Source organism: Pseudomonas sp. WS 5051, from assembly GCF_012985715.1.
GTDB classification, from domain to species: domain Bacteria; phylum Pseudomonadota; class Gammaproteobacteria; order Pseudomonadales; family Pseudomonadaceae; genus Aquipseudomonas; species Aquipseudomonas bubulae.
This window is the reverse complement of the sequence record NZ_JAAQWV010000002.1, coordinates 479663-496454: the sequence shown is the minus strand read 5'-3', so window position 1 is coordinate 496454 and position 16792 is coordinate 479663. Positions and strand designations below refer to the sequence as shown.

The window sequence follows — 16792 nt, the reverse complement described above, 5'->3', positions numbered from 1 at the left end:
CAAAAGGTTTGTGCGAAAAAATGGCCCTGGATGTACTGGTTAAACGCCGAGGTCTGAAGTAAATGCTTTGCCACGGTATACAAGATCATACATAAAGAGTTTATAAGCCTCGGTATGCTTATTTTTACCAAAAAGTTTTGCTACGTACTTTACAACGCGTTCATGATCAACCAAACCAATCTCGTGAGCAACATGTATTGCTGTTCTGCCATGCACCATTTGAGACCACGGGTGACTGCGGCTTGGACTGCGGATGCCGGCGCAGCATTCGCATTTATTATACAAGTAAAATCGACCGGCGTTGTCAATCTTACCTTCGGGGTGGATGTCCCTTGACTGCAGGGCGTTGTACTTGATAGCTGCCGCAAAAATCTTGTCGATAGTCTTGGTATCAAGATTAGAGCATGCTTTTTTAATACTAGTCATAATAAGTTTCTTGGCTTGAGTTGCTGATTTATTTAAGTTTGCCAACTGTGCTCATAAAAATGCAACTGGTATTTTTCAAGTAGATATGGCCATTTAATATAAATATTACAGTGATATTAGCTGCAGCCACTGCAAACAAAGGATTGTCCCTGCTTTGCAGTTGTGGCGTGCTAGTAAAATATTTTTGTGATGATAGTAATTTGATAGCAAAGTTTTGGCGTCTGGGACACTAAGCGTAGCGTGAGTCAAAAGCGTTCTGCTTAGCCAAAAAAGGGGTTGCACTACATAGGGCTTAGTTGCGCTGATTCCGGCTGTTATCGTGCCGTGCTTTTTTGTCTAAGAAGCACTAACTTAACTAGGTTGGTTGGTTTTAGTGCGGGTTGACGGATAAATCGTTTCTGGTATGGATGCGAAATTTGTGGACTTGGATAAAGTGTGATGGATACAATAAAAACATAATAAAAGAATGTCATATAAGGCATCAAAATGAACACCGAAATCACTGCTGTTACAGCCCTGAACGTTGATATCTGTGCAACTTACCTTGTCGGGGGGTGGAGCGGACGTAGGGAGATCAGCACAAGACGTTACACAAAGCCTATCGACATCTTTCGCACTCAATACCTGAGCCCGCTTGTAACGATGTGTGCAGACGCGGAAGCTGGTGACTCAAAAGCTATCAGCGCACTGCACAATGTGATCAAAATTGAGCTCCAGCGCGCAAAGTGGTTCCGGTTTGACAACAAAGAATACACATTAAATATCAACTCATTTGATATCGATGCCTTGTCTTTTCTGATGAATGAAGTCATGGCTCAAGTCAACACACATTAAAAACAATAATAAAGGGTTAGATATGAGCAAGTTGATCAAAGATTTTATCGTCGATTGCGTTGTCCAGTCCGACTACAACGCGCTGGCTAGTCTCAAGACTCAGGAGGGCGATGTCCTGGCCTGCATTTATATGTCGCTCTCTCGTGACCTGCGCGCTGCGGAGACGATGCTGAGACGTGACACGCTTGACTACGCGTACACTGACGCACACCGCAAAACATTGATCGAGTTGGCTAGGGTATTTGGCACCGTGCAAGTCCTAAAGGGCGTGAGCAACCTCGCGCTACCAAACGACAAAGCACTTGTTGAGTACTTCCTTAGTAATGGTGGATTTACAAAGTTTTCCACCCCTGACCTTAAAAGCCTCGCAATCTCAGCATCCGTTTGCAGCCAGACTGAGATCGTACACACAATAGTCGATTGGATGATCGAAAATATTGGCAAAAATAACATTGCAGAAGACATTTATCAGATCTACGAATGCAGTACTGATCCTTGGATTTTTAGGAAAATGTACGAAACAGGCATGCTAGTTACAGTGCTAAACGCAACTCTGCGCGGCAAGGTACGCGTACTTCCGGCACTGCTAGATGATGTCGACGCACTATGTGATCTTGAAAAGCTGCAGGTACTAACCAAGGTCTTCCGGAAAAGGCCTCAAAAGATATAAAAATAACTCCTGTCAATCCCCCTTTGATCTTTTTATTGATATAATGGTCGTACAAAAATAAGAAGATCCTCGGGGGATCCATGCAACAGCAAGTGCAAAACCTGGTTGTATTCAAAGCTTTTGGCGAAGATGATCCGGTAACCGATCCTATCGAAACGCCTAACATCACTTCCACTCCGGAATTCCAAGAGACTCTTAAAGCCGAACTGGCAAAAGCTCTTGCTGCCGAAACTGGTGGATTGAAGTCTAAGAACGCTGAAATCTTGGCAGAGAAGAAGAAAGTCCAGGATCAGCTCAATGCCATTCTCGCGCAAGCCGAGGATGCTGAAGATCAAGCGGCTTTGAAGACTGGTAAGATTGACTTCCAGGCGCTGATGGACAAGCGTGTTAATGCCGCGAATGCAACATGGCAAGAGCGGTTGCAGACTGAGCAGTCCGAAAAAGAAGAGCTCCGCAAAGCTGTTGACGCCGAAAAAGGGCGTTTGAAGCAATTCCAGATTAAGCAACTGATCGGTAATGAAGCTTTGAAGAATGAGTTCTTCCAGCCCACTGCCATAGACGATCTGATTAACCTCGCCGGTAATAGTTGGGAACTGACTGATAACGGTGAGCTTGTTAGTCGGGATCAGCACGGCAATGTGGCTATGGGTAAAACTGGCCGCGCGCTAACTCCTAAAGAATGGATCGAAAGTCTCACTCAAGCTCGTCCGCACTACTTCAAGACGATGCCCGGTAGCGGTGGGAAACAGGGCACTGGCGGGTCTGGTAAGAGCATTACCCGCGAGGAATGGCAGAGCATGATTATGCTTTCTGAAGCTAAAAGTCAGACTGAACTGTTCGCTAAGAGAGCCAAAGGCGAAATCGTTGTTGGATAAGTAATATTTCAAAAACTGGGGCTTAGCCAAGCCCCAGTTCTCAAGCTGGTTGGGCCAGCGACTGTTTTGCTCTGTGAGCAACAGGTACGTCACGAATACCAACATAAAAACAATAATAAATAGGTATATCAATGTCTCAAAGTAATGCACTCGTTGTCCTGCGCGCATTCGGTAACGATTTCGAAGCGCTGATTAACGAAACGATTCTCCCTGTGGCTATGTCCCGCTTGCGTGGCCAGCTGACTATGCCAAGGCTCATTTCTGTCGACAAAGCAGACGAAGCCAAGAAAGTCGGTGAGCTGGTTCGTGTGAACAAGCCTGTCGAGTTTGACAAAGCCGATGAACATGGCACTAGCGGCTCTGTTGCTACTGACTTGAACGTGGAAAAGGTTGAGCTGCGTCTGGATCGTCATGTCTACAAAGAGTTCAAGCTCTCTGATCGCGAATTCACCGGTATGCAGCCTGGCGTAATCCCGGATGCCCTGGCCGCCGCTGTGGACGTGCTGGCTCGTACCGTGAACGAGGCGATCTTCAATATGTATGCCGAGGTTCCATACTTTTCCGGCACGCTGACATCTAGCAATGGGCGCGATAAGAAAGATCTTATTGAGGCTCGTAGGGCACTCCATACTAGAAAAGTTCGCGGCGACAGGAACCTGGTTCTCACATCGGATACCGAAGCCGACCTGCTGGGCATCTTCACCGTTGGCTACGAGCAGCCAGCAGAGAAAGAGGGCATCATCGGTCGTAGATTTGGCTTCGACATCTACAGCGATGTACAGGCTCCAATGCACTTCTCGGGCACTGCATCCGCCAGCAATGCAATCAAGACGTCGGTAGCCGGCAACGTAGGCTCCAGCCTGCTGGTTCTGAGCGGCGCAGGTGCAAACGCAACGTTCGTAAAGGGAGACATCCTAACGGTCGCTGGCACTGATCAAGTGTTCGCTGTCACCGCAGATATTGCTGCAGACGAAGACGGTGCCGTCGCTGTAGCTGTTACTCCTGCTATCACCCAGGCAATTGCATCCGGTACCTCCGTGTCGGTTGTCGGCGACCACCCGGTTGACCTGGCTTTCAGCAAGACCGCCTTCATGATCGCCTTCCGCCAACTCGAAACTCCTGCGAACGCTCCAGGCGTGACCATGGGTAGCATGACCGACCCAGAAACAGGCATCACCCTGAGGCTGCTCAGCTGGTACAACGCCTCGACTGAGAGCACGCACTGGAAGCTCGAAACGCTGTTCGGCACTAAAGCTGTAGCTCCTGAACGCGCTAGCCGTCTCGGCGGGCACTAAGTAAATCTGGGGCTGGGCGAGAGCCTGGCCCTTTTACTTTTCAGGGGATAAAGATGAGCGAAATTACTGCTGTAAAAGACCGGAACGGGGACATCCTGCAGATCGTCGCGCCAGGGAAAAGCCTGGGACGTGGGGAGCTGTTGGCAGCCAACACAATCTTCACCAGCGAGCCGACCGCAACAGAGGCCGTGTACATCTTCTGCACGTCTGTGATTCATGTCGCTGAGGGCTCTGTGGTGACTGATGAGAACGCTCCTGTAGACGCTCGCTCCGGCATCTATTTGCGTTCAAATCGCGGAGCAGTGATTTCTGTGAAGCTGATGGAAGGCGAAGACGCTGCTACCGTCTGGGTCGCCGAGGTTAAGTGATGAACATCATACAGCGCGTACTGCTATCGCTGAAGTTGCGTCGTGCTTTGAGGAAGGTGGGTGGTGTGACGCCAGGTGAGCCTGGAGGCACTTGGGTTACTTGCCACGCTGATGGTACAGCCACAGTTGGCGGCAGCGGCGCGGTGCCAGGTACTTACCTGACCGTCACTTTCCCAAATGGCTCAACAGCTTCAACGACTGTCAGGGCTTCCGGGGCCTGGCAAGTGGTCTCTGGCATCTTGGACTCGTGCCCTTTAGCCGGGGATCTGGAGATTGTCACTGGTGACCCAACGTCCGTAGGTGTTATCGATAGCATCGAGATCACACCTGACGGTTCCTACATAATCAGTGGCCATGCTGGTCGAGCTGGTGATGTACTGACCGCGACGATTGCCGGTGAAGATTTCGAGCTCCACCTGACTGGTGCCGAAACTTGGTTCTTCACCGTCACTCCAGCCGTCGAACCTCCTGATATCGGCCCAGGTGATGGAGACGTCGATTCGGACTACGTGCCACCTTATGTCATCAGCATCACTCCAGTTGGCGATGGCACCTATACCGTCATCGGAGGAGGCGGGAAGATCGGGGACACCCTGAACGTGGTGGCCAACGGCGTCTCGTATCAGGTCACTGTAGGCACGGATGGCGGTTGGACAGCTATTGTTGGAGTCAAAGACGACGAGCCTGGGACGCCTCCGGATGTCGAGGTAGAAGATCCTTACGTTGCCCCGTACATCATTTCTGTTACTAACAATCTGAATGGAACGTACACGATTACAGGTGGAGGCGGTCGAGCAGGCGATAGGATCACGATCTCTATCGACGGAGAATCCTTTGAGTCGATTATTGAAACTGACAACGAATGGTCTGTGACTATCAAGTATGTCCGCCATATTGATCTTGGGGACGTGGACATTATCGTCAGCCCTAAAGACCTGGAAGGATTTGTGTCAGCTTCAGATGCCGTATATGCGGATGTCGACGGAAGGGCGATGGTTGAGTGTGCCGATGACGGTCGCTATATCAGTTGGAAATTTTTCTTTGCCGATGTCAAAAAAATCGTTTCAATACTAACAACACCAATCGCCAAGTTCTCGTTGCCTGACCACAACGGCTTTCCCAAGAAGACCATCAAGATTGGTTCGACTTACATAAGTGTCTATGACTACAAGTACGTCATCTATACCTCGCAAGATTTAATAGTTAGCACGGAGCGTGTGGTCGAAAAGAACTACATTTTTGGCAAGGATTGTAACGCTCACAAAACCAATCACACGGCTTATTACTGGAAGAAAGATGGTGATTTTGACCGCTTGATCCGGTATGACGGAGTGGAATCAGATATTGTTGTGGATATCTCTGCATTGGGTAGTAATGATCTGCCGATGATTGCCAGCCTGGGAGATAAGGATTGGGTGGTCAACAACACATTTTCAATCTCTATTTTTGTCGATCCGGTGACAATGGTTACAACGCCAGGCCCGGTATATGAATTTTCCATGGCATGCAATGGGGAAGCTGGGTGTTATGCTTTCAACAGTCGTAGCGCTTTTTTTCAGGGCGTGAGTAATACAGTCGTAGAGTTTGGCTCCGACGGAGTTGCAAAAAGTATTCTTGGTGTTGGTTATAATAATCTTGCTGCGACAGATAGTTATCTCTATCGCATGGGTGGTAATAAGTTAACTCGTGTAAATCTTAAAGCGTACGAATCAACCGTGATAACCGATGTTCCTGCAAATCTCGGGTTGCGTGGTGCATTTGCAGTAGATGACACTGTAATAAGCTACTCTACAGATTCGGTGGTGGGTGGCTCGCAAATAAGTTTATCTGCTGATAAAGGGAGTACATGGAAAAGCTTTTTCCTCGATCCAGCAAATGACAGACATATTTTTAGTGATGTCGAAGATGACGAATTGTTGCTAACTATGAGCACTGATGACGGTGTAGATAGCATCGTAACGTACCTACTATTGAAAGAATGATATAATAACTCATTCTAAATTGCCGGCAAGAGCAATAAATATGAGCACTAATAAAATACGCCCGAGCGAACTCCCAGAGCCGTGGGATGGTGACTTGAATGCAAAGATGCATATTCACAAGCCCGGCAAGTCAATGGGCATTAGCGTCGATCAGATTGTTGGAGCTATTAAGTTCCCGGAAGCCGCTTCGGGTGTTGAAACCGGATCCGCTTTGATGCTGCCAGTTGGAATATACGCTGATTATATCGAGTGTGACGGCGCTATACACTTTGATTCCGAGGCTCCAGAGCTTGCGCAAGTTCTGAAGTCGGGAGCTTTGGGGCCACAATTCTCTGGGTTTAACGCAGATTCCGAGGTTCGATCGACTTTGGGCGCTGCTGTAGACGTACTACAAGTCCTGAAGTTTAAGGAGTATTACGTTTACAGGACGAACACGGCGGGAATGCAGCTTATAGTCGCTGATAGCTCTGGAAGTGTGGTTTATACAGCCACCGGAACTGTTTCTACGGATCTTTTTGTCACTGATAAAGCGGTCTATTGGTCTACAAGTAACAGCGTTTATGCTTTGACGCTGTCAGATGGCGTGTTTTCTTCTGGATATACCGGTCAGTCTGTTGTGGATATGAAAAATGTCGTCGCTATTACAGATAAATGGGATCTTTTTTTATATACTAACGCACCCTCTACATTATACGACCCTGCGCTTAAAGCTACGACCGGGGTTTCGTGGGCCGGTGGTGTACCACCGTCAGGGAGTTATATCGCCGGATGCGGTTCAAAAAGTGGAAAATTTTACCTGTCTGGAACGTTAAATGCGTCAGCCGGGCTGTACGAACTTGAGTTTGATCAAGAAGTTGGCTCGATGAGTATATCTCTTGTGCAGTACGCAAATACACCGTACAACATGATTTTTGGGAGTAAAGATAGTTCAACGGTATATTTTGGTGTGTCGTATCCGCAGTTTAGACTCGATGTGGAGTCTGGAGTGGTAACTCAAATTAATTATATTCACAACTCGTACAGCGCTACTTTGACAAAAGGTTATGCTTGCGACGACTTTATCTTCCATGCGCCGACTACAGCGGGAAATAAAGCTTATATCTCGTTTGATGGTGGTAGATCGTGGAGCTCACCGCCCGAGTTTAATTCGAAACTGATGTGTGTTTACCTGGATTTTGATACGGCTAAGCTAATCAGTGTCGGCAGCCTTGGTAGTACCGGTTCAGTTAATGGGGCTAAGGGCAATGTACAAACTAACTTACTAACTGTGCGCGCTGGCGATCAGTTCGCTACACCTAAAATTCGAACGATCTCTGAAGGGTACAGGTTCTATGTCAAAAAATAAGGTTTACCACAGACAGGGGTTTGTGGTCGGTGTTGGTGAGCTGGGCGAAATCCCCGAGGCTCAGTGTGTTGAAGTAGACGACTGCAAATGGATTATCGAGGCTTTGAATAGTGGTCGTTGCGTTATCTATCAAGATGATGGATTTCAGATTCAGGAGAGCAGGGCAGCACAGTGGCTTTTCATACGTCAGTCTCGAGATGTTCTTCTTGCGGAGTCTGATGTTGAGATGATGAAGATTAGAGATAGTGAAGTGATTAGCGGAGTTGTGAATCAGCAGCATCAGGAACTCGCGGGTTATCGACAAGCACTCAGGGATATTACGCTGCAGCCAGATCCATTTAATATTGTATGGCCAATTTGGAGTCAAAAATGAGAAAGGTTACCGAGGTTGTGGAGCTAGTAAAAGGCGACGATTACGTGATTGTCGAAGTGGGTTCTAGGGCGCATGAGCACTTTGCAGCGCTGGAATATATGGTTGTGGGAGAGGTTGCTAAGAGCGTTGAAGAGAAGGTGAAGCCTAAGCGGCGAGCTAAAGACCAAGTTCTTGCTCAAATTTGATAGTTCTTATCCGCAACTCGCAGCCGTATAATTCGATGAGTTCGGCTGTTAATTTGTCGCGGTTGTATGCGCCAAGCTCTCCAGCCAGTTTAAATACGATCCTGTCTATCAAAGCTTTGAAAAACTTCACCATGCTCATCTCTTTCTTTTTCGAACATGTCGTTTTCGGTGTAAAATCGGTAGGGAACAGGGTTGTTCATACGCCCAAATCCTCTTCGAATTGATATCTTCGGATCTGTAATTCATCGCCAAAAATTCGTTGTGCGGTTTTATTTATAGCGACTAACACCATTGCGGGTTTTGTGGTGGTGTTAAAATCGTCCTTGTGTATTTCGATGGCTGCGAAGATAACTCTACGACAGACATCGATTCCGAATTTTTTGTGTTCTGTGGTAAAGTTTTCGAGTTTCATGCTCAAACTCCTTTTTAGCAGTGATACAATTATATGCAAGCTAGAATAATAATAAGAATAGCATATGTCAATAGTTCAAGATGTTTCTAACGAAGTTGTTAAATCCGCTCCCCCAGTTGCTGTAACTAGCGCAATCATCATGGGTATGACGATTAATGAGTGGGCTGCTGCTGCAACCCTGTGCTACGTCTGTCTCCAAGCTTTTTTTCTTATTCGAAATCAGCCAAAAAAAGAATCAAAAAAAGAACATGCTAAGCCGGTAAAGCCAGATGATAAGTAAACGCCTGGTCGCCGCATCTTTTACCGCTACGTTGTGTGTTGCTTCGGCAGTAGTTACGCACTTTGAAGGGTTGCGCTCTAAGACTTACTTCGATCCTGTTGGTGTTCCCACTATCTGTTACGGCCATACAGCAACCGCAGCTGTCGGCCAGGTGAAAAGTGCTGATGAATGCCAGCGACTCCTCGATTCCGACCTCACGGTTGCCATCAACGCCGTCGACGCGCTGGTCAAGGTGCCGCTGACAGTTGAGCGGCGCGCGGCGCTAGTGTCGTTTGTTTACAACGTAGGGCAAGGGAAGCTGGCTGGTTCGACGTTGCTGCGAAAGCTCAATGATGGCGACGTCGCCGGTGCGTGTGCGGAGTTTGACCTGTGGGTGTTTGCGGGCGGTGTGAAACTTAACGGGCTCGTGGCGCGCCGTGCGGAAGAGAGAGAGCTTTGCGAGGTGGGGTTATGAGTAAGTACCTGGTAATCGCCTTATTCGCCCTGGCGGCTGTGCTGTTCGGCGGTTGGTTGATGCATGACCGTGATCGCCTGGCTGACGAGCTCAGTACCTCGCAAGCAGAGGTGGTACAGCTGAAGGCAGATGCTGAGTTTGCTGCTCAGACATTGGCCGCAAGAGATGCACTGGATCGGAAATACACGAGGGATATTACAGATGCAAAAATTGAGAATGCTCGCCTGCGGGATGCTGTTGCTGCTGGGACTCACCGGGTGCTCGTCCGCGCCACTTGTCCAAAGTTGCCAGCCACTGCCGGCACCACCAGCCTGGATGTTGGAGCCAGCGCCGAGCTTAACGCCGATGCTAGACAAGATTATTTCGGTCTCCGAGATCAGATAGTCACAACGGAAAAGCAGCTGGCTGGACTCCAGGAATACGTTGGCAATGTTTGCCTGGCGGTGAAGTAATGACGAAGAAAGTCAACCGACTGGCTGACGCCACGATTCACCATCAAATCAAGCTGCGTGGGCAGTACACCCGTATCGCAAAGCAGGCTGTTGCGCACCTGACACAGCTTAAAGGCTTGATAAAGGCCGAGATCGATACTGCCTCAACGGCGAAGAACTGGACTGCCGCAGCGAAGCTCAGGAAGACCCTGTACAACCTCGACAAGCTTGTGGAGGGTCAGTACAGCGTCATGTCTGATGATCTCAAAGCTGAGCTGTCCGATCTTTTTTACTACCAGAGCGAGTGGACTACAAAGCTTCTGGGTGCTGATGTCGGGTACTCAGTACTTACAGAAAATACGGTGCGCGCGCTGATCGAAAATGATCCTTTTGATGGAAAAATCCTATCAGAGTGGATTACTGAGCAGCAGTTGGGAACGCAGACGAAGATCAAGCAGGCTGTCCGGGTAGGCGTGATGAACGGGCTGCCGGCGAAGGATATTGCGCATGCGCTGGTTAATGATCCGTCTAGCCCGTTTGTTGGCACTAAGCGTAATGCTGAAATTCTGGTACGGACTGCGTCTGCTCACGTCTCATCGCAAGCTGACATCAGATCGTTCAAGCAAGCAGGGTATGAGTCGTATCAACTGTCTGCTGTGCTTGATACTCGCACTACGAAGCTGTGCGCGGCGCTCGATGGCAAGGTTTACAAGATGTCAGATCCTGGGCGCAAGGTGCCGCCGTTTCACCCAGGTTGCCGGACGACGATGATCGCAGTGTTCGATGGTGATGAGCCTTTCGGCGATACGTATGAGACCTGGCTGAGCAAGCAGAGCGAAGCGTCTCAGCTCAAGGTGCTGGGAACGGCAAGGTACAAGATGTGGAAAGCCGGCGCGGCGCTTGAGAGCTTTGTGGATCTCGATAACGACAATGTCATCTCTCTTTCCAAACTCCGCGAAATTGATAGTCTTTCTTAGCCAAAATGACATCTGCCAGCCGAGCCGCTTTAGGTAGTAAAACGCCACCCCCGATGCTATCCATTCCCTTATATAAAGAAAGAATAAGAGTAAGGGGGCATGGGGGGTGGAATCCAAGCATGCAGCTTGTTTCCCTTTTTTTGGATAAGAAAAACAATGATCATCGAAGCTTATGCAACACAAGAGGAGTATCTCCAGGAATTTAGCGGTGACACTGTTCACTCCGACAGCGCCACGCGCATTCCCAGGAGCTTGCAGCGTGCTTCTCGGCTCGTAGACACATACGTACGATCGACCGGGATTACAGTACCCCTGACAGACCCAGTAACGCTCCGTGACGTCAAAGGCCCAGTCTTAGACATAGCGCGGTACTTTTCTTGGCCCGACCAGCCGTCTGAAGAGATTCGCACGCGATATGAAGATGCCATCAAATTCTTAGAATTGGTAAGCACTGGAAAAATCAAGTTGGTAGTCGAGGGTCAACAAGTAGTAAAAAACGGCTTTACTAACATAAGACTTGTAAGGGCTTAACACATGCTGCCGATTATTGCGCGCGCACTTGCATCGTTTGGTCGTAACAGTACTGGCGATCAAGATATAGAACTAACTGTTAACACAGCTCAACTTCGCGCCCTAGCCGAAAAAGTTAAGCGACTAGGCCCAAACAACCCGCATATTAAGCAAGGCCTAACAATAATTGGAAATAACTGGGTCAACCGCATAAAGTCAAACTTTAGACGCTCTGTAGATCCCTACGGTAACCCCTGGGATCCAATTCATCACCGCCAGGGCCAACCATTAATCGACACTGGTGCTCTAAGAAATAGTATTAAAGCCGAAGTTCGCGGACTGCAGATCGCCCTCGGTAGTAATATGCGATACGGTTATCTGCACAACGAAGGTATTCGCGTTAAAAAGCGTCAATACTTGCCAGACGCACATCGAAAACTTCCAGACAAATGGCAGCAGGAGTATGAGAGAATACTACTAGAGCATGTACAAAGGGCACTGCAGTGAAAATCACGTCGCACCTAGAAAATATCAAGACTTTGCTTGAGAGTTTGCCATCAAATCCAATTATCAAACTATTTTCAGGCACATTTGCAGATACTGATCTTAAAAACCTTCAGCTTGATGGACAGCGTCCCTATATCTTACTTGCATGTGCAGGCGGGCCGATTCCGGAAAAAGCAAAGCGAGTGAAGCTGGAAGTTGATGCGGTTTTTGGCGCATTTGTGATTGGCAAGACGGATCCAGAAACTCGTGGAGTGTCGAGAGTTGCATCTGATGCAGCTGTTGATGTTGCAAGCATGATCGAAAAGTATAGGGGGGATTCAGTAACTAATACCAGAGTGCCTGAGTTACAATCTATAGAAGAGCTTTTCTCCGGCGAAAAGAGTGGAACCAACTTCTCCGCCTGGAGTGTCCTCTGGACTCAAAGAATAGTCCTTGGATAAAGAATAAAACCATAATAATAAAAAGAGGTTGCACATGTCACTCGGATTTAACGCCCCTGACACAACTATCGGCTGGATCGCCAACGGCGGTTTGCTGATCTCCAAACTCGATGCTAACGATCAACCAGTTGGTGGTTTCTTTACTGTCGGCCAAGCCTCGTCTGCTGTACTTGCTTTGTCGAGCGATAAAGTTGAGATGCAGGACATGGTCTACGGTACTCTTGGCGTAGCAAAGTCGAAGATCATCAAGAACTCAGCCGAGGCCACGATTAACCTGAAGTCTTTCTCTCCCGAAGTCATGGAATTGGCCCTCTTCGGGCAGGTAACTGAAGACATTGCAGAGACCGGCGCAACGGCTAAAGCGAAGGCGTACAGAGGCCGCAGCATCATCGTCGACGGTATCATCGCTGCAGTCACTAGCGTCAAAACCGCCGGGGAAGAAGAGCCGCTGGTTTTGGGTGCTGACTACGTCGTCTCGAACGGATCGATCTACTTCCCTGCGACTTCGAGCATTGCAGATGGTGACGTCGTTGATGTCGTATACGACAAAGCCGCCGTCCGCCGAATTGAGGGTATGGTCAACACAGGCGTGAACGTGATGATCGTATTCGATGGAGTAAACCTGGCTGAGAGCGATACTCCGGTCAAAGTAACTTACCACAAAGTTTCGTTGTCACCAGCCGCCCAGCGTCAGTTATTGTCGAGTGATTACGCAGATCAGGAGATCAAAGGCACTCTTCAGGTATCTAAAGCTGTGACCGGCAGTGGCTTGTCGAAAATGTTCAAAGAAGAACACGTAGTAGCTGCATAATTTGACGACAAAAATCATAAGGGGCCCACGGGGCCCTTTTTTATCGAGCGGCGGGTCAGTAACCACAATCAAGTAAATGGGAATGGTATTATGTACATATAAAAATAATAATAAAAAGGCCCGTCATGTCTCTGCTCGATCTCGTCGTACCATCCAAAAAAGTTATCATCAATCAGGCTCAAGCTGATAAGCCGGAAGTCGCGTTTGACGTGTACGGACTTACCACTTCTGATTTTATTCGGTTAGTAGAAGATCACAGTAAAATCCTGGCTACGATCTTTTTGCACAACGCCAAAGAAGATCTAAAGAGTACCGATAACTCCAAAATCATCATGCTCCAGTTCCCATCCTTTGGCGCTGCTTGTATTGCCGCTGGCTGCAAAGAACCAGAAGCTGCAGAGCATGTAATCAATCTACCGCTTATGACCCAGGTAGAACTTCTTGCGGCAGTTTTTTCGCTAACCTTTCCAGACGGTCTAAAAAAAAGCCTCGAAAAACTAGCCCCGACAATCGCACAGCTGCTCAAAAAGTAGCGGACTTTGAGGCTGAGCGTAAGAAAAAAGAGGGCGGCGGAGATAGTGTTTCGCTTGAGAATTTTGTAGACACGCTGGTATCCAATTGCGAGTACTTAATTTCCTGTGGTCATAACACTCGTCATCTCGATCCTTATAATTATTCGATTCGTAAGTTGTTTAAGATCTCGGTAGTCCAAAAAGAACTCCGTCGTGGTGAGTTGATTGGCGAGATGTATGCACAACACCTAAGTCGAATTTCGTGTGTTTCGGGCGACGCTGCACCATTCAACGAGTTGATGAAAAACTTGGCCGGAGAACAATAATAATATGGCTACTAGTGCAGTAATTAACCTGATCTTAAGAGCAAAAGATCAGGCTTCAAGTGTTTTAACTAGCGCTGCAACCAAAGTCACTGCGCTGGTCGCGGCCTTTGCCGGTGCAGTTGCTATCAAAGAGACTGTCCGCAGTCTTACTGAGCTGGACTTTGCCGCAAAGCGCTTGGGCATCTCGATAGAGGATCTCACGGCTGCTCAATATGCTGCATTTCAGGGCGCAAATATTAAACCTGACCAGCTTCTTGACGCTCTTGACGAAGTTAGAATTAAGGTCGAAGAATTCAGTTCCATTGGTTCTGGTGGTGGTGTTGACTTTTTCGAGGTGATGAATGCCGATGTAGAACAATTTAACAAGTTAAACCCCTTGGAGCAGTTAGAGAAAATCTCCGACGCTTTAAAAGGAATGTCCGATAACTCGGCTTTTACTTTTCTCGATCAGATTGGTTCGGACAGTCTGCGAAACTTGCTGCCAGTTCTAAAAAATGGCGGGGCCGAATTCAAGAGGTTAATGGATGAAGCCAAGCGATTTAACCTGGTATTAAGCGACACCGAGACAATTGCTGTCGCCAAACTTGGCAAGTCCTTTTCTCAGCTCGAAAAGGTTGGTACTACCGCCTTTAGTAAGATCCTTGCTGATGTGTCTCCGCAGCTTACTGCGCTGGTGCAGTTGGTAACTGAGTCCATAGTCACAATGTCTACGGATTTGGAGGCCTCGGCAAAAGGAGTTGGATCAAAATTTACCGACATGCTTGCCGGTATTTTGGGCGGTTTAGTCTTTGCCGGAAAGATCAAAGACACTTTTGATGTTGTTTTTAGCTTCCTTGGTGAAGGCATACTATTTGTATCAGAGCTTTTCCTTCTGGGCCTGCGAACGATTGACGAAGGTTTTGTGAAAGCCGGCAACGGGATGGTTAATGTTTTCCGGTCGGCATTTTCCACTACAATCGGATTTTTTAACACGCAGTTTGTGCAACCAATCCAAGATTTTGCAGATGCATTTAATCTGACCGGTGTATCAGAGAAGGTTAAGAGCTTTCAAAAGGATGTAACTAACCTCCGGAAATCCTACGATCAGCCAGTTGAGGTTTTTAAGACCGAAAATATCGACGAGGCAATCGAGGGTGTAAAAGAGTTGCGTAGTAAGCTGCATGATGTTGGTCGAGAAAATTTCGACATCTTAAATAGTGACGAAGGTCAAAAGAAAGCTGACGAGTTTCTGGCTAGCTTTAAGAGTCAAGCTATTAAAAACCAAGATGATCTGGATAAAGAGCTTGCTGCTCGAAAAGATAAGTCAGATCAAAAAAACATCGTTAAACTTCAAACAAAGAACGCAGCTGCGTCGGCTCAAATCGCTGCGATCCAGGCAAAACTTCAGGCTGACCTGGCTCACAAAGAAATTGAAATAACGATCTCTAAGATCGACACCAAAAAGCAAATCGAACTTGCGGGTCTGCAGGAACGTGCGCGCCTGGAAAATTTATCAGCAGTAAAGGTTGCCGATGAGCGTTTCCGGATTGAAATGGAAGCCGCCAAAAAACTGAGCGAACTGAAAAAGCGAGCTTTGGACGTCGACATCAAGGCTTTACAGGGGAGCCTGGGTGGCCAGCAAAAACTTCTGGGGGCTACGCAAAACCTGAACGATAGACCAGGCATTTTGGCTGCTATTAACCAAATTGAAGCTGACATCACCAGCAAAAAAGCAGAGCAAGCAACCATCGGCGCTGAGCTCGTCAATCAGTCCGCGCTACTCAAAGCAGACCGAGCAGCAGCGATTGGACAGATCAAAGAGCAGCTACAGCAAATCAAAGACGACGCACACATCGAGCTCTTGGCAATCGGCGGTGACCAGTTCTCGGCTGACATCAAAAAGATCGAGTCAGATTTCAAAGACACGATCAAAAATCTTGAAAGCTTGGGCGAAGACTCGACAGCAATCCAGCAGCTCATCTCTGCAAAAAAAGCTCAGGCAGAGATGCAGGAAATCGAGCGTCAGTACGCGAGCTTGAAGTCAAAGCTTGATAGGCATCAGATCTCTCCACTGGACTATCTGTTAAAGACGAACGAGCTGGAGGGTCGTGGGGAAAAAGCTGCTGAGGTGACGGGTAACCCGGCTGACCTGGAAAAGGTTCGTGAGTCTGCAAAGTCCGCGCGGGCCGAAGTGTTTGATCTGGCCACGCTCACCGACAAGGTAGCGGATAGTTTGCAAGGTGGCCTGGAAGGTCTTTTTACAGACTTCATCTCAGGTACAAAGTCTGCGAAAGAGGCCTTTGCTGACTTCGCTCAGGGCGTGCTGACAGAGGTGTCCAAGATCATTGCCAAGTTGCTGATCCAGCTAGCCATTCAATCGATGCTGTCCGCATACACAGGCGGAGCAAGCGCTGGTGCGGGCGGACTAATGAGCATGATTGGCATGAAGCATAGCGGAGGATTGATTGGCGGAGCTGGCGGGATGAGTCGTTATGGATCGTTGGATATCTTTGCAGGCGCGCCGCGATATCACACTGGCGGTGAAATTGGTTTGAAGCCTAACGAGGTTCCGATAATCGCAATGAAAGGTGAGGAAATGCTCACTGAGTCCGATCCTCGTCACCGCAAAAACTTAAACAAGGGTGGGTCGAACACAGCCAACTCGCAGCCAAAGATTAGTATTCATAACGTGCTTGACGCTCCTAGCCTTGCAGGCGCGATGGAAGGCGCTGAAGGCGAACGGATGGTTATGAACCACATTCGCGCCAATCGAGGTGAGATAAAAAACTTGTAAGTTGAC

General features: G+C 48.2%; 21 protein-coding genes. 19 read left to right on the top strand and 2 right to left on the bottom strand.

From position 1 onward, the window contains the following. Positions 1 to 39: 39 nt before the first annotated feature. Entirely contained in the window at positions 40 to 426 is a 387-nt protein-coding gene (locus HBN79_RS04655; protein WP_169916385.1) for a hypothetical protein, read from the bottom strand. 486 nt (positions 427 to 912) lie between these two features. Here HBN79_RS04655 and HBN79_RS04650 point away from each other — a divergent pair, with 486 nt between their 5' ends. From HBN79_RS04650 to HBN79_RS04610, 9 genes are all read left to right on the top strand, one after another. Beyond that, positions 913 to 1260, top strand: a complete 348-nt coding sequence (locus tag HBN79_RS04650; protein WP_169916384.1) for a hypothetical protein — start codon at positions 913 to 915, stop codon at positions 1258 to 1260. A gap of 22 nt (positions 1261 to 1282) precedes the next feature. Continuing rightward, positions 1283 to 1930 (top strand): hypothetical protein, encoded by a 648-nt coding sequence (locus HBN79_RS04645; protein WP_169916383.1) that lies wholly within the window; start codon positions 1283 to 1285, stop codon positions 1928 to 1930. An 80-nt stretch (positions 1931 to 2010) separates the two neighbouring features. After that, positions 2011 to 2805, top strand: a complete 795-nt coding sequence (locus HBN79_RS04640; protein ID WP_169916382.1) for a hypothetical protein — start codon at positions 2011 to 2013, stop codon at positions 2803 to 2805. 131 nt (positions 2806 to 2936) lie between these two features. Further along, complete coding sequence (locus HBN79_RS04635; RefSeq protein WP_169916381.1) at positions 2937 to 4100, top strand: P22 phage major capsid protein family protein; 1164 nt, start codon at positions 2937 to 2939, stop codon at positions 4098 to 4100. Positions 4101 to 4153: 53 nt separating this feature from the next. Then, on the top strand, positions 4154 to 4468 hold the full coding sequence (locus tag HBN79_RS04630; protein WP_169916380.1) for a hypothetical protein: 315 nt from the start codon (positions 4154 to 4156) through the stop codon (positions 4466 to 4468). Further along, positions 4468 to 6450: a hypothetical protein gene (locus tag HBN79_RS04625; protein WP_169916379.1), complete on the top strand. Its 1983-nt coding sequence runs from the start codon at positions 4468 to 4470 to the stop codon at positions 6448 to 6450. Before HBN79_RS04630 ends, HBN79_RS04625 begins: the two co-directional genes overlap by 1 nt. A gap of 40 nt (positions 6451 to 6490) precedes the next feature. Then, a complete protein-coding gene (locus HBN79_RS04620) occupies positions 6491 to 7795 on the top strand; it encodes a hypothetical protein (protein WP_146540854.1) in 1305 nt (434 codons plus the stop codon). After that, positions 7782 to 8168, top strand: a complete 387-nt coding sequence (locus HBN79_RS04615) for a phage tail assembly chaperone (RefSeq protein WP_146540856.1) — start codon at positions 7782 to 7784, stop codon at positions 8166 to 8168. The genes HBN79_RS04620 and HBN79_RS04615 overlap by 14 nt, the downstream gene beginning before the upstream one ends. Continuing rightward, a complete protein-coding gene (locus tag HBN79_RS04610) occupies positions 8165 to 8353 on the top strand; it encodes a hypothetical protein (RefSeq protein ID WP_146540858.1) in 189 nt (62 codons plus the stop codon). Before HBN79_RS04615 ends, HBN79_RS04610 begins: the two co-directional genes overlap by 4 nt. Before the next feature lie 196 nt (positions 8354 to 8549). Here HBN79_RS04610 and HBN79_RS04605 read toward each other — a convergent pair whose 3' ends face one another. Next, positions 8550 to 8765 (bottom strand): hypothetical protein, encoded by a 216-nt coding sequence (locus HBN79_RS04605; protein ID WP_146540860.1) that lies wholly within the window; start codon positions 8763 to 8765, stop codon positions 8550 to 8552. 64 nt (positions 8766 to 8829) lie between these two features. On the opposite strand from HBN79_RS04605, the gene HBN79_RS04600 reads away from it, so the two are divergent. From HBN79_RS04600 to HBN79_RS04555, 10 genes are all read left to right on the top strand, one after another. After that, a complete protein-coding gene (locus HBN79_RS04600; protein WP_169916378.1) occupies positions 8830 to 9045 on the top strand; it encodes a hypothetical protein in 216 nt (71 codons plus the stop codon). Next, complete coding sequence (locus HBN79_RS04595) at positions 9035 to 9499, top strand: lysozyme (protein ID WP_146540862.1); 465 nt, start codon at positions 9035 to 9037, stop codon at positions 9497 to 9499. The genes HBN79_RS04600 and HBN79_RS04595 overlap by 11 nt, the downstream gene beginning before the upstream one ends. After that, positions 9496 to 9951, top strand: a complete 456-nt coding sequence (locus HBN79_RS04590) for a lysis protein (protein ID WP_146540864.1) — start codon at positions 9496 to 9498, stop codon at positions 9949 to 9951. The genes HBN79_RS04595 and HBN79_RS04590 overlap by 4 nt, the downstream gene beginning before the upstream one ends. Then, on the top strand, positions 9951 to 10907 hold the full coding sequence (locus tag HBN79_RS04585) for a minor capsid protein (RefSeq protein WP_146540866.1): 957 nt from the start codon (positions 9951 to 9953) through the stop codon (positions 10905 to 10907). The genes HBN79_RS04590 and HBN79_RS04585 overlap by 1 nt, the downstream gene beginning before the upstream one ends. A gap of 99 nt (positions 10908 to 11006) precedes the next feature. Next, positions 11007 to 11438: a phage protein Gp36 family protein gene (locus HBN79_RS04580; protein ID WP_346010137.1), complete on the top strand. Its 432-nt coding sequence runs from the start codon at positions 11007 to 11009 to the stop codon at positions 11436 to 11438. A gap of 3 nt (positions 11439 to 11441) precedes the next feature. Beyond that, the gene (locus HBN79_RS04575) at positions 11442 to 11924 is read left to right on the top strand and encodes a phage virion morphogenesis protein (protein WP_146540868.1); all 483 of its coding nucleotides are present in this window, start codon (positions 11442 to 11444) and stop codon (positions 11922 to 11924) included. After that, positions 11921 to 12364, top strand: coding sequence for a hypothetical protein (locus HBN79_RS04570; protein ID WP_146540870.1), 444 nt, complete (start codon positions 11921 to 11923; stop codon positions 12362 to 12364). Before HBN79_RS04575 ends, HBN79_RS04570 begins: the two co-directional genes overlap by 4 nt. A gap of 34 nt (positions 12365 to 12398) precedes the next feature. Further along, entirely contained in the window at positions 12399 to 13175 is a 777-nt protein-coding gene (locus HBN79_RS04565; RefSeq protein WP_169916377.1) for a hypothetical protein, read from the top strand. 125 nt (positions 13176 to 13300) lie between these two features. Next, the gene (locus tag HBN79_RS04560) at positions 13301 to 13708 is read left to right on the top strand and encodes a hypothetical protein (RefSeq protein WP_146540874.1); all 408 of its coding nucleotides are present in this window, start codon (positions 13301 to 13303) and stop codon (positions 13706 to 13708) included. A gap of 309 nt (positions 13709 to 14017) precedes the next feature. Further along, on the top strand, positions 14018 to 16786 hold the full coding sequence (locus tag HBN79_RS04555; protein WP_169916376.1) for a phage tail tape measure protein: 2769 nt from the start codon (positions 14018 to 14020) through the stop codon (positions 16784 to 16786). The last annotated feature ends 6 nt before the right edge of the window (positions 16787 to 16792 follow it).

Bases quoted from the DNA above. Each gene is read 5' to 3' on its own strand.
- HBN79_RS04640 (WP_169916382.1), top strand. From the start codon at position 2,011: ATGCAACAGCAAGTGCAAAACCTGGTTGTATTCAAAGCTTTTGGCGAA.
- HBN79_RS04600 (WP_169916378.1), top strand. From the start codon at position 8,830: ATGTCAATAGTTCAAGATGTTTCTAACGAAGTTGTTAAATCCGCTCCC.
- HBN79_RS04565 (WP_169916377.1), top strand. From the start codon at position 12,399: ATGTCACTCGGATTTAACGCCCCTGACACAACTATCGGCTGGATCGCC.
- HBN79_RS04560 (WP_146540874.1), top strand. From the start codon at position 13,301: ATGTCTCTGCTCGATCTCGTCGTACCATCCAAAAAAGTTATCATCAAT.
- HBN79_RS04625 (WP_169916379.1), top strand. From the start codon at position 4,468: ATGAACATCATACAGCGCGTACTGCTATCGCTGAAGTTGCGTCGTGCT.
- HBN79_RS04630 (WP_169916380.1), top strand. From the start codon at position 4,154: ATGAGCGAAATTACTGCTGTAAAAGACCGGAACGGGGACATCCTGCAG.
- HBN79_RS04555 (WP_169916376.1), top strand. From the start codon at position 14,018: ATGGCTACTAGTGCAGTAATTAACCTGATCTTAAGAGCAAAAGATCAG.
- HBN79_RS04595 (WP_146540862.1), top strand. From the start codon at position 9,035: ATGATAAGTAAACGCCTGGTCGCCGCATCTTTTACCGCTACGTTGTGT.
- HBN79_RS04615 (WP_146540856.1), top strand. From the start codon at position 7,782: ATGTCAAAAAATAAGGTTTACCACAGACAGGGGTTTGTGGTCGGTGTT.
- HBN79_RS04650 (WP_169916384.1), top strand. From the start codon at position 913: ATGAACACCGAAATCACTGCTGTTACAGCCCTGAACGTTGATATCTGT.
- HBN79_RS04585 (WP_146540866.1), top strand. From the start codon at position 9,951: ATGACGAAGAAAGTCAACCGACTGGCTGACGCCACGATTCACCATCAA.
- HBN79_RS04620 (WP_146540854.1), top strand. From the start codon at position 6,491: ATGAGCACTAATAAAATACGCCCGAGCGAACTCCCAGAGCCGTGGGAT.
- HBN79_RS04580 (WP_346010137.1), top strand. From the start codon at position 11,007: ATGGGGGGTGGAATCCAAGCATGCAGCTTGTTTCCCTTTTTTTGGATA.
- HBN79_RS04635 (WP_169916381.1), top strand. From the start codon at position 2,937: ATGTCTCAAAGTAATGCACTCGTTGTCCTGCGCGCATTCGGTAACGAT.
- HBN79_RS04645 (WP_169916383.1), top strand. From the start codon at position 1,283: ATGAGCAAGTTGATCAAAGATTTTATCGTCGATTGCGTTGTCCAGTCC.
- HBN79_RS04655 (WP_169916385.1), bottom strand. From the start codon at position 426: ATGACTAGTATTAAAAAAGCATGCTCTAATCTTGATACCAAGACTATC.
- HBN79_RS04610 (WP_146540858.1), top strand. From the start codon at position 8,165: ATGAGAAAGGTTACCGAGGTTGTGGAGCTAGTAAAAGGCGACGATTAC.
- HBN79_RS04575 (WP_146540868.1), top strand. From the start codon at position 11,442: ATGCTGCCGATTATTGCGCGCGCACTTGCATCGTTTGGTCGTAACAGT.
- HBN79_RS04605 (WP_146540860.1), bottom strand. From the start codon at position 8,765: ATGAAACTCGAAAACTTTACCACAGAACACAAAAAATTCGGAATCGAT.
- HBN79_RS04590 (WP_146540864.1), top strand. From the start codon at position 9,496: ATGAGTAAGTACCTGGTAATCGCCTTATTCGCCCTGGCGGCTGTGCTG.